The 12687-nt window shown below is 44.5% G+C and carries 10 protein-coding genes; all 10 read right to left on the reverse strand.

All coding sequences use genetic code 11. The annotated features are described in order from the left end of the window. Positions 1-203: 203 nt before the first annotated feature. Positions 204-671, reverse strand: coding sequence for a helical membrane plugin domain-containing protein (locus ACZ5Q7_RS12865; protein ID WP_343752417.1), 468 nt, complete (start codon positions 669-671; stop codon positions 204-206). Then, positions 664-3615: a formate dehydrogenase subunit alpha gene (fdhF, locus tag ACZ5Q7_RS12870; protein ID WP_343752418.1), complete on the reverse strand. Its 2952-nt coding sequence runs from the start codon at positions 3613-3615 to the stop codon at positions 664-666. Before fdhF ends, ACZ5Q7_RS12865 begins: the two co-directional genes overlap by 8 nt. A gap of 163 nt (positions 3616-3778) precedes the next feature. Continuing rightward, positions 3779-5050 (reverse strand): L-lactate MFS transporter, encoded by a 1272-nt coding sequence (locus ACZ5Q7_RS12875; RefSeq protein ID WP_343752419.1) that lies wholly within the window; start codon positions 5048-5050, stop codon positions 3779-3781. A 187-nt stretch (positions 5051-5237) separates the two neighbouring features. Continuing rightward, complete coding sequence (locus ACZ5Q7_RS12880) at positions 5238-6659, reverse strand: hypothetical protein (RefSeq protein WP_343752420.1); 1422 nt, start codon at positions 6657-6659, stop codon at positions 5238-5240. A gap of 105 nt (positions 6660-6764) precedes the next feature. Next, positions 6765-6896 carry a hypothetical protein gene (locus ACZ5Q7_RS12885; RefSeq protein WP_343752421.1) on the reverse strand — a complete coding sequence of 44 codons (132 nt, stop codon included), beginning with the start codon at positions 6894-6896 and terminating at the stop codon, positions 6765-6767. 126 nt (positions 6897-7022) lie between these two features. Further along, entirely contained in the window at positions 7023-8300 is a 1278-nt protein-coding gene (gene aceA / locus ACZ5Q7_RS12890; RefSeq protein WP_343752422.1) for an isocitrate lyase, read from the reverse strand. 483 nt (positions 8301-8783) lie between these two features. Beyond that, complete coding sequence (locus ACZ5Q7_RS12895; RefSeq protein WP_343752423.1) at positions 8784-9887, reverse strand: tetratricopeptide repeat protein; 1104 nt, start codon at positions 9885-9887, stop codon at positions 8784-8786. A gap of 84 nt (positions 9888-9971) precedes the next feature. Further along, positions 9972-10796, reverse strand: a complete 825-nt coding sequence (locus tag ACZ5Q7_RS12900; protein ID WP_343752424.1) for a VanW family protein — start codon at positions 10794-10796, stop codon at positions 9972-9974. A 78-nt stretch (positions 10797-10874) separates the two neighbouring features. Next, positions 10875-11126 (reverse strand): hypothetical protein, encoded by a 252-nt coding sequence (locus ACZ5Q7_RS12905; protein WP_343752425.1) that lies wholly within the window; start codon positions 11124-11126, stop codon positions 10875-10877. 276 nt (positions 11127-11402) lie between these two features. Then, a complete protein-coding gene (locus ACZ5Q7_RS12910) occupies positions 11403-12611 on the reverse strand; it encodes an NAD(P)/FAD-dependent oxidoreductase (protein WP_343752426.1) in 1209 nt (402 codons plus the stop codon). Positions 12612-12687: the final 76 nt, after the last annotated feature.

A 12687-nucleotide genomic window follows, 5' to 3' on the forward strand; every position in this document is an offset into this window, starting at 1 on the left:
CGAGAAAGGGGCTCTCACGGCCAAAAAAGGGCTGGAAAGATGACAAAAAGTCCGTGAGAGGGGCTCTCATGGCCAAAAGCGGGCCGGAAAGATGACAAAAAGTCCGTGAGAAAGGCTCTCACGGCCATTATACGGTCATCCATCATTTACAGTCTCTGACGTTATTAAAACCCTGACAGCGTCAATCGCTGCCAGGGTTTTATTTAAGCTTTTCCCATGCCGCGCAAAAACTGCAACAGCATCGTGACGCTTCGATTTATCTCCGGATCTTTCAATGCTTTAAGCAAATCCATATAGGATGTCTTTTCCGATGTCTCGGAAGCAGCAGCCTCCTTGACCGCATGGTTCATCCGATCAGCTAAATACTGCATTTCATCCACATCCATTTTTCCTGCTATTTGAACCAATTTCACGATGTTTTCAACAGGCGCGGCATACTCAGACTTATTCAGTTCGCGTGTGATATTGGACAGTGCAGCTTCCCGATGCTTAACAAGAGCTGTCAGCGTATCGAGCATTTCACTCTGATTAAGAGCTTCCAGCAGATCAATGCCTTTGAGAATAGACGTCTTATGGTTACTGACGGCTGTTGCCACTTCCTCCAGGTTGTTCTGACGAATGGTTTCTTCAGGTATTTCCATCCGCTTTACATTTGATATTTTTTCAGCCATTCTGTTTCACCTGACTTCCCGGAAAAATATAGTCGTCACGCTCCCATTTTTCCTCAACCCGGACACTTACTTGCGGTTGCGGATTGCCGCGCCGGTAGTTGTTTGGCGGAAGCGGACTTTTTCCTTTTTTCTTGATGACTTCCATTTTCACCGCGACCTCTTTATACGCCGGTGTGTCCGTATCTTTATCGACATTATTGTCCGTTAAATAATTAATAGCTGTTCGTCCATTGTCATTTAGTGGCAAATACAGTTCATTGCCGCTGACGCGATCGGTAATATGCACCGCTCCAGTAACTTCTCCTGTTCTTGATATCAATTTTACTTCAGCGCCTTCATTGATGCCCCGTTCATTCGCCAGATCAGGCGATACTTCTATAAAAGCGGTGGGCATTTTACTAGTGATGCCAGGCGACTTATATGTCATATTCCCTTCATGGAAATGCTCTAGCACGCGACCGTTATTCACATGCAAATCATATTCATCATCTGTGTCATACCTCAACTCAAATGACAATGGATACAACTTCGCCTTATTATCAGCAAATGGGAATCCGTCTGTGAACAGAAGTGGCGTGTCTGTGCCATCCGGTGCCACCGGCCATTGCAGACTATTGTAGTTGGTTAATCTGTCGTAGCTGACACCGGCAAACAATGGTGCCAGGGACGCTGCCTCATCCATAATGTCTGACGGGCTGTCATAAAGCCAGTCATAACCCAGTTTTTCAGCAATATCCCTAATGATCCGCCAATCCGGGCGGGAGTCACCAACCGGATCAAGCGCCTGATACAACCGTTGGATGCGACGTTCTGTATTGGTAAACGTTCCTTCCTTTTCAAGACTTGGAACAGCCGGCAAAATAACATCAGCATATTTGGCCGTCTCCGTTAAAAACAAATCCTGTACGACAAAGAAGTCCAGTTTTTCAAATGCAGCTGTTACATAATTGATGTTGGCATCCACAATACCCGTGTCCTCACCGAGAACATAGAGACTTTGGAGCTCACCCTCATGGATGGCACCGATCATTTCGTGATTGTCCAGACCGGGCGTAGCAGGAATATCCACTCCCCACGCATTTTCATAGCGCTGGCGCACCTCATCGGATGCAACTTCTTCATAACCGGGGAAGAAATTCGGCATGCTTCCAAAATCGCTGCACCCTTGCACATTATTGTGTCCGCGCAATGGATAAGCACCGGTTCCTTCGCGCATGTAATTGCCGGTGACGAGCAGCAGATTGGAGATGGCTGTACTTGTATCGCTGCCAAGCTGGTGCTGTGTGACACCCATAGCCCAGCATATGGCTAATTTCCCGACACTTGCAACCTGTTCAGCAATCTCTGTCAAATTCGCCTGGGTAATGCCGGTCATCTCCTCCGCATACTCAAGCGTAAAAGGTTCTAACGATTGTTTGTAAGCATCAAAATCGTTTACCCATTGATCGATAAATGCGCGGTCTTCCCATCCTTGGTCTATAATATATTTGGTCACCGCCGACAGCCAGACAAGGTCCGTGCCACTCTTCGGCTGGAAAAACCGATCAGCGCGCTGACCCATTTCCTGTTTGCGCAAATCAAACACGTATAACGTCTGCCCAAACAATTTTTGCGAGCGTTTAATCCGTGAAGCGAGCACAGGATGAGATTCCGCCGTATTGGATCCAATTGTTATCACCATATCTGCCTTGGCAATGTCATCAATAGATCCGGAGTCACCGCCATGCCCAACGGTTCGAAATAACCCCTTCGTCGCCGGTGATTGACAATAGCGGGAGCAGTTATCAACATTGTTCGTGCCGATAACTTGCCGCGCCAATTTTTGCATGGAGTACGACTCTTCGTTGGTCGCTTTAGATGAGGAGATAAATCCTAGTGCATCCGCGCCTTTGTCAGCCTTAATCTCTTCAAAGCGCTTCGCTGTATAGTTCAATGCCTCATCCCATTCCACTTCAACAAACGACTCCCCGTTACGAATAAGCGGCTTGGTCAGACGTTCTTCCGAATTCACATAATCCCAGCCGAATTTTCCTTTGATACAAGTGGATATACCATTGGCCGGTGATTCCTGTTGCGGCTCCACCTTAAGCACTTTCCGATCTTTGGTCCATACATCAAACGTGCAGCCGACACCGCAGTATGTACAAACGGTTTTTGTCTTGTCAATACGCTCTTCACGCATTGATGCCTCTGTGTCGGAAACAGCAAATAAGGGGCCGTATCCAGGCTCCGCTGTCTTGGTTACATCAATCATGGATCGGAGCAAACCTGGTTCATGATCGGTCATATAGCCGGCCTCACCCACCATGGATGTTTCCATTAGGGCATTGCACGGGCAAGCGGTTACACATTGACCGCAGCCAACGCAGGATGATTCATCAATCGGTACATCATTATCCCAAACAACACGCGGACGCTCACGATTCCAATCAATTAAAAGTGTTTCGTTCACTTGAATATCCTGGCACACTTCAACACATCGTCCACATAAAATGCACTGATCCGGATCATACCGGTAAAACGGGCTGGAATTATCGATTTCATATGGTTTGGACTCAAACGGGCGTGACTGGTGTTCAAGTCCGAATTCCTGTACGGTATTATGAATTTCACATGATCCATTATTATAATCACAGACCGTGCAATACAGCTCATGATTTTCCAGTATTCGATCCAGCGCCTCTTTCTGTGCTGTATTCACATGCACTGGATCTGTCTTCACATTCATGCCTGCCTGTACGGTGGTTCCGCATGCGCGGACTATTTCCCCGTCCAATTCAACCATACACGTATCACATGTCTGGATAGGACCCAACGATTCGTTATAACAAATTTGCGGAACAAACGTTTCTGTTGTGTTGATCAGATCCAATAAGTTCTGACCCGGAGAAGCCAAATAGTCTTCCCCATCGATCGTTACGATAAGATGGTCGTGGTTTTCCACCTTCCACCCTCCCTTATTTGATAAAGTGCCATGTTTATCCGTGGGCATTTTTTGATTGCCCACGGATGGTTTATTTAATAAATAACTATTTTAGCAATATTATAACATAACGTGGCATAAAAACGAATCAGTTTTATGACTTTTGCGAAGATAGTCTATCAATTTAACGATTGGAAACGTCTTCGAAACCCGTATACAACGATCCTTCCTTCATCTTCCGCATGACTGCCCTGATCCAAATAGAGATCAATAACGAAACGACATGCATGATGCCAAATATAACGAGGACCAGCTGATAACTGTTGGTTGAATCATAGATCAACGACAAGAGCATCGGGCCAACAATACCGGCGACTGCCCAGGCGGTCAGCATGTAGCCATGGATGGCACCAAGCTGTTTTGTTCCGAACAAATCGCCAATATAAGCCGGAACCGATGAAAACCCGCCTCCATAACAGGACACGATGGCATATACGAGAATTTGAAACAAAACAATCGATGTGATAACCGGCAAGAAAAAGTACGCGATGGTTCCTATAATGAAAAACAATGTGTACACATTCGGCCGGCCAATATAGTCGGAAATCGTCGCCCAACCGATTCGCCCGACACCATTGAAAAGCCCCATTATCCCGACCATGGAAGCTCCTGTAACAGCTGACATGCCGGCAATTTCCTGTCCCATTGGTGATGCAACCGAGATGATCGCAATACCTGTCGTCACATTCAAAAACAGCATCGTCCACAGCATCCAAAATGGTTTTGTTTTAATGGCCTCTCTGGCCGTCATTTGCGAAAGATCTTCTTTTTGACGTTTCGGTTGAGAGGCTTGGTCATCTTGCATGCCTTTGGGCTTCCAACCTTCAGGAGGCGGTGCAAGGTACTGAGACGCAGCCATCATAACGATCAAATAGCTTGCTCCCAATATAAAAAATGCATTGGGAATACCAACCGAACTGACTAACGCTTCTCCCGCCGGACCACTGATCAGCGATGCGAAGCCAAACCCCATAATAGCAAGGCCTGTCGCCAAACCACGGTGATCCGGGAACCATTTGACGAGGGTTGATACAGGCGCAATATAGCCAATGCCCAGACCTATTCCACCAATAATACCGTAGAAGAGATACATCAATGTCAATGATTCAAGGGCTGTCGCCAAACCGGTTCCCATGACACCAATTCCGAAAAACACTGCAGCAAGCATTCCTGAAATGCGCGGCCCCTTTTTCTCAACAAATGTTCCCAGAAAAGCAGCAGAAAAGCCGAGAAGAAAGATAGCGATACTGAATGCAAAGGAAATCTGACTCGTGCTCCAACCATACGCATCAGCCATTGGATTGGTAAATACGCTCCATGCATATGCTGACCCAATACAAATATGAATGCCTACACCCGACAGAGCGATTAACCAACGATTTTTCACCTTTTCCAAGTTTGCTCCCTCCTGTCAAAATTAATTTAATTTTCTTATTATTTACGCCTTATGGTACTAGGATTATATTATTTATGCCAGTAAAAATGCGAATAATTTAAAAATTCATTATAAAAACCCGGCAAAAATGTTGTTCACACATCTTTGCCGGGTTTTTATTCATCATTTAAGGGTAGTGGATTACTGGTTAGAAAACAATCAACGCAACAACTGTGGACAGAAACAAACCGAACATAACCGGTAGAAAGTTTTTGCGGACGAGGTCCATGACCGACACACCACAAAAACCGGCAATAGCTATTAATGATGACCAGGCAACAATGGTTCCACCACCGGTCCAAATTGACCCCATTTGTCCAATAGCCGCCAAAGTACCCGCATCAATGGCCCCATTTTGCAGCGATGAGGCCAGTGCGCCGGTCAATGGCAAGCCGGAAAACCCGGATCCATCAAGACCTGAGACGATGCCAATAATCAATATGCTGAATGCAGCCGGAAAAGCATGTTGTGGAAGAAATGCCTGCGAAGATTTGACAAGATCAAACAACAATCCTGGTGCGTTGTCATCGATCCCGAGTATACTGCCGGAAAAGTCAGAACTGCCAAGGAAAAAGAACCCTGCAATCGGGATTACCGGTCCCATTGCTTTAAACGCGAACACAAACCCCTCTGTTATATGGTTGGTAATATAGTCGAGCGCGTGCTGACGGCCGAAAGCGACCGTTGACAAAAGTAGGAGTATAACGGCAACACCACCGACAAATGCTGCACCATCACCGCCTTCAAACCCGGTCGTGCGGCCGGAATTTACTTTTGCAACCATCATGTAAATAACCACGGCGAGCAGGGAAATCGGGACAAGGACGGCAAACAATTTGCTCCATACTGTCAGATGAACGGATTTCGATGTGTTTTCGGATTCCTTGGCAGTTTGCATTTGATTCATTTCAATTTCATTAAGTGGATCGTCTTTTGAGCGTATTGTCCTGCGGTAAAGAACATAAGCCATGCCAATCGCCGCTGCTCCTGCCACGAGTGACAGTATAAGTGCTTTCTCAGCGACAACTGTTGTATCAATGCCTGCTGACACTGCCGATAGATTGGGGGCTACTTGCACAATGTAATCAGACGACAGTGCCATGCCTTGCCCGGCTAATGCAACCGCGACACCTGCTGTTATAGCGGGAAGACCAGAGCGGATTGCTGCAGGAACAAGAAGAGCACAGATGAGCGGAACGGCCGGTGTCGGCCAAAAGAATAGGGAAATACAATAGGTAACAACGATTAACACGAAAAAGGAAACATGTCCATTAATCATCAGTTTCTGAATCGGTTGAATCATTCGCCGGTCGGCGCCAAGATCTTTTAACGAATGCAATAAGGCTATCATGAAGGTGATAATGAGGAATATATTAAAAAGTTCTTTCGCTGCAACAAGATTTGCGTTAAATATGGCTGTGAACCCGCTAATCATACTTCCTTTGTACACCCAGGCGATAATAAATGTTCCAAGCAACGTTGGCAGCACAACACCTCTACGGAAAATCATTGTCAAAATGATAATCAGCGTAAAAATCCCATATAACGCATGGGCGGCAGTCAGTTCCAAAACGACCACTTCCTTTCTCAACTGTGTACATAGCCTATGCACAAGTAAAGGAAGCGGTGCAGACTGGAACATGGCGACCATCATACACCTTTGAAAGACAACAATCTATGAACCATATTCGTCACCCGCACATTCATGGCAGAGCAATTGTCCATCCTCTTGAACGCCATCGAAAAACCCGTTCTCGCAATAAACATTCTCACCACAAATGTGACACGGACCAATTAATTCACGCATGAGACATCCCCTCCTGTATCAATGGTTTATTTCCAGTATATATCGCCATGTTCTCCTATGTAAAAAAAGATGGCAGCCCAATAAGCCAACACACAAGGCGGCGTTTGGGTCTGCCTGTTTTCTCAATTATGAATTAAACTGTTCTGATTCTGTTGATCCTGCCAATGCGCCCGTTGACGATGTGTTATTGGAGATAACCTGGGCCACATCATCAAAATATCCCGTTCCGACTTCACGTTGATGACGTGTTGCTGTATAACCGTGCTTTTCACTGGCAAATTCGTTCTGTTGCAGTTCGGAATAAGCGGCCATACCATCCTCTTTATACTTTCTTGCCAAGTCGAACATGCTGTGATTTAAGGCATGGAAACCGGCCAATGTAACAAATTGGAATTTGTATCCCATCTCAGCCAATTTATCCTGAAATTCTTTAATTTCTTTTTCTGAAAGTTTTCCTCTCCAATTAAAGGAAGGGGAACAGTTGTAAGCCAGCATTTTATCCGGATATTGTTCATGAATGGCATCCGCAAACCGTTTAGCGTCTTCCAGATTCGGCTCCGATGTTTCACACCAGACCATATCCGCATAAGGAGCATAAGCTAAGCCTCGTGCAATCGCCTGATCCAATCCGGCTTTTGTTTTAAAGAATCCTTCTGACGTCCGTTCACCGGTAATAAACTCTGCATCGTCCGGATCGATATCACTCGTAATCATGTCAGCCGCATCAGCGTCCGTTCGTGCAATAATAACGGTTGGCGTTCCCATGACATCAGCTGCGAGTCTGGCAGAGATAAGATTGCGTACGGCCGTCTGTGTCGGCAAAAGAACTTTTCCGCCCAAATGACCGCATTTCTTTTCGGAGGCCAGCTGATCTTCAAAATGAACAGCCGATGCACCGGCTTCAATCATGGATTTCATTAATTCAAATACGTTCAATTGACCGCCAAATCCTGCTTCAGCATCAGCAACAATGGGAGCAAACCAATCCGTTGAGTCATCCCCCTCTGAATAATGAATTTGATCGGCCCGTTGCAGCGCTTGGTTAATCCGTTTAACAACTGTGGGGACACTGTTGACCGGGTATAGACTTTGATCCGGGTACATTTGTCCTGCTTCATTGGCATCTGCGGCAACCTGCCAGCCACTTAAGTAAATGGCCTGCAAACCTGCCTTAACCTGCTGTACCGCCTGATTTCCCGTCAGAGCACCCAATGCATTAATATAATTCGGACCATTGAGCCGATCCCACAACTTTTCCGCACCTTTTTGAGCCAGTGTGTATTCCATATCCAAAGAGCCTCGTAGTCGATCCACATCCTCAGCAGAATACGGCCGTTCCACACTTACCCAGCGCATATTATTCTCCCAGTCTTTTTGAATCTTTTCCACACGTTGATTAGACATATCAGTGTCCCCCTTTGATTTATTCATAGACCGTTACGTTAAATTTCCCGACCATTCATGGTCATTCACACGATTCATATTTCGTAAGCTTGAACCGATGACACTCTATTCTTCTTTTTTGGACAAGCAGTACTCGCATTCAAGAATCATGCTTCGTTCATCAATGGTTCCACCACATTCAGGGCACATTGGCTTAATCATATATGAGCCTCCTTCCTTATATATAACAGTTAATTCATTTATCGTGTTGTTATAGTACAGTTTATGGGATGTGTTTAAAAAATGCAACCCCTTTTTTTAAAAATTTTTAATTGATTTCCCTGAAAGGAACGTTATGTATGTTCATCCTTGTTACAGCAGTCTTTTGACAAAATAAAAAAAGCCTCGATTTAATCGAGACTTTTTATTTCGTCTTTCTACCAGCATAGTGACAGTTATGTATTAAAAACTACATCTATGATCCATCATGGTCGTAAGCATGTATTACGCATTAGTCAGTTTTACAAATCGGTCTTCGTATTGCTGTTTTTTCTTTTCTTGACCAGTTCGATCGAAAAAAGCAATTACATCGCCCAGTGCATTTTCCAACAGTTCACGATCATTCGTTTTCTCCAAACGGGCCACAGCTTTTTCATATGTGTTTCCGGCCTGAGAGATATCGTTTTCTTCCATATATTCCAGGCAGTAGGCATATTGCATGTCAATCATCCCTAATTTTCTGTGCGGCGTTTGCGACAGTTTCTCATAAATGGCAACGGCTTCGCGATAATATGGGACTGCCTGCTGCAATGCCGATTTATAAAAATGATAATAAGCCATTTCTGTCAACGCTTCGGCATGAGTGGCGGTCTGTTCCTGTTCCGATCCTTGCAGAAGGTTGAGTGCGTTTTCCAGATAGGGGTACGCTTTTTCATTGTCATTATTGCTTCCATATGTTTTGGCAATCGTCACCAAGCTGTTTATTTTCAATCCGACGTTTGTTTCCCCGGCGTTATTCAGGACATAGCTGTGATACGCCAATGATTGTTCCGGTTCATTCTGCATGGAATACATCATGCCGATTTTAAAATGCAGATATAGTATCATATACTGATCCGTCGAATCGTCCGTTTGAAAATAACTCAGTCCTTTTTTAAAATATTTAATGGCCCGAACAAATTTTTCCAGATTTTCTTCTGTTTCAGCCAGCACCAAATAACCACGTGCCAATGTAAGACGATCGGTCGTGTCGTCGTTTTCCATTTGATTAACGGCTGTGCTTAAAATCCGGCGGGCCAATTTAAAATCACACATGTACGCCAACTCACCCAATAGCATATTATCGATGTTAGATGTATTGAACAGCTCCGATATAATGGATGTGGCTGCTTTTACCTCGCCTATTTCCGAATGCGCTATGGCTTCCACCATGCGCAATTTCTCGCGCATCTCATTATCCAGGTCCGTCTCTGCACGCAGGTCGGATGATTTGGACAGCACATTCGGATAATGACCGCGTTTAAACTCGTCCAACAGTTCCTTAAGGCGGTCGTGGTAATTAGACACCAAATCTTGTTTAAAATAGTCGTCCAAGTTCAAAATATCCATGCGAGGCACCTCCCTTTCCTTAAATGTTAACCAAAAATCATTGCAAAAAAAGTAGAAAGAAGACGGGAATTGCCCTTTTTCCATTTATCGTGACTCTGATGACAAAATTTCAATCGCCATATTTCCATTTTTCGCTGAGGCACGGATCAGAACCGGTCTGCTCGTTGTATTTTTAAAGACAAAATCAGGTCCATGCCAGCTCACCGTTGCATCACGCCCCGGGGGCACATAGGGAACACTGCGGCTGTGCGAATACCGTTCAACAATGCTGATGCCATTGATATCAACAGCATTGTACAGTGTCGAGGAAACTTGGCAAATCCCGCCGCCGATATCTTCAGCCAATTCGCCTTTAACAATAACCGGCGCGCGTTTATACCCTTTTTCTTTCGTCCGTTTGCCGACTGTTTCGTTAAATGAAAACGATTCATTCGGAAAGATAACCTGATTATCAATGGCCTTTGTTGCCAATTCAATATTGCGCGTCCGTTTTTTATTCGTTTGACGGAAGGTTGTTCGATAATGGCCGACGGTTTGCTCTGTAATATCAGCTAGCAGCTCACTGTCAACACGCGGATAAACGTTACGTGTAGGCAGCGTCAATTCGGCTGGTTCGCCATAGTAAAAATAGTCACGGAACATCGTTCGAAACGTTGTCTTATCCAGTGCCAAACCAGGCTTTTCGCTTATGATGTCACCGTTGTCATCCAATTTGGCGCTCACCGGTGCCTGATACACTTTCTTATTTAAAACATCCATTTGAAAATCCAGCTTGACATCATCCATGAACAGTCTATCCACGCCGGTAAGTTCAAAATCTTCTTTCACTAATTTGTCTACCATTTGTCCATCATGCATAATCGATAACGGCGTTGATGCCAATAAAACAGACAGGAAAACGGTCAACATATCACCACCTCCTGTCTGTTAGCATCCATCATTGCTTTAAAAATATGCCAGTGGATGGATAGATTCTGCAATCAATGGTCAGTTAATGTAGAACGCAAAAACGAGCAATGAACCGACAATGGCAATGCTATATATGGCAATCTGCAGCGGTATATTTGATTTAAGTGATGATGATTCATACTCACGGGAGCGACGCAGCTGATCATCCGCTGTATCCCCCTCTTCTTCCAATCGTTTCATTTTGTTCTCTTCCTGTTTAAAAGCGTAAAGAGTCCCACCCAATGCCGCTATAAAAAGAATCGTCAACAAAATAAGCAGTTTAATGGTCATGGAAATTCCCTCCCTATCATTCATCCTACATGATTAATACGATTCAAACAGTGATAATCATCACATTTTTAATAAAATATGAAAAAACCATCCTGATGGTTATTTACACAGGATGGTTCATAGGTTTGTTTCTTTTACTTCCGTTGTTCAGCCTTAACGAAAGTCCCGTGTGTTCTCAAGACTGCGTGTTGCCACGGTATATCCGGTCATAGCCGCAATGGCTAACAAGAACACATACAGTACAGAATTTTTCATAAAAAAGCCCTCCTCGATTAATTAAAGCATGCGCAATTTACCTTTTTTCAGGATGAGTCTCGGTCCGCCAAGCATAAACAGATAACGGTTATCAATGACTTTTTTCATGGAAACAGCCGGTTTGCCGTACAATTTCGTGTCATTGAATATGGTTCCCATGGCATCTGATTGACCGAGGGACGCCACTGTTCCTTTGTCATCAAATACAAATTTATCCAATGGCTCATTATGCAACAGCGCCCGCAGATTGTTGGAACACGTATCTGCATGCTGCATGGCTGCTTGTGCTGTCGGTGGAAATGGTTTGCCTTTCTCTTCATCCATAACCCACGCACAGTCACCAAGAATGAAAATGTTTTCTTCACCCGGTGCACGCATATCTCCATTAACGGTTACTTTGCCTTTCGTAATATCAAATCCGGCTTTGGACAGGAGTGAATTTCCGGTGACACCGCCGGTCCAAACAATGGTGCCCGCTTTGACCTCTTCATTGTCATCACCGATCACAAAGCTATTTTTCTTGCATTCGTTAATTTTGGCACCTTCCATAAATTCAACGCCGCGGTCTTCCAACGATCGTCGTGTATAGTCAATAAGCTCGTTATTAAAGCCCGGCAATATGCTCGGCGCGGCTTCGACATTAATAATGCGCGCCTTATTGCGGGGGACATCATATTTTTTACACAGTTCCGGCACTTTTTCGGCCAATTCACCGACAAATTCAATGCCTGTAAACCCGCCACCGCCGACGAGTATGTTCAGATCCTCGTCTTTTGGTTGATCGGATGAGCTGTATTTGGCAAATTTATAATCCAAATGCTCGCGGATCATGCGGCTTGATTCAATGTCAGTAATGGAAAATGCATTTTTCTCCATCCCTTTAATGCCAAATGTATTCGTCTCGAAGCCCAATGAAATAACCAAATAATCATATGTAATTTCACTGTTTTTTAAAACGACACGGTGATCATCTTTTTTCACATCAATCACGTCATCATAAATCAGATTGACACGATTGGGATTGATAACATCACTGATCATCATGCGGGCTTGATTTGGGTTGACCGTACCAGCTGCCACTTGATGAAGCCACGTTGTTTGATAATGGTAATTATGCTTATTGACAAGCACCAATTCTGCTTCTTCCGGGCGTAGTTTTTGCATTAACCGTTTTGTTGTCATCATACCGGCATATCCTGCGCCAAGGACAACTATTTTTGGTTTAGACATACAATATCCACCTCTCTTATAATAATAAACAGCACATACATGCAGATTGTAAAAAATGCATTGAATTGATAGCATC

It is taken from the genome of Lentibacillus halophilus, assembly GCF_055395055.1.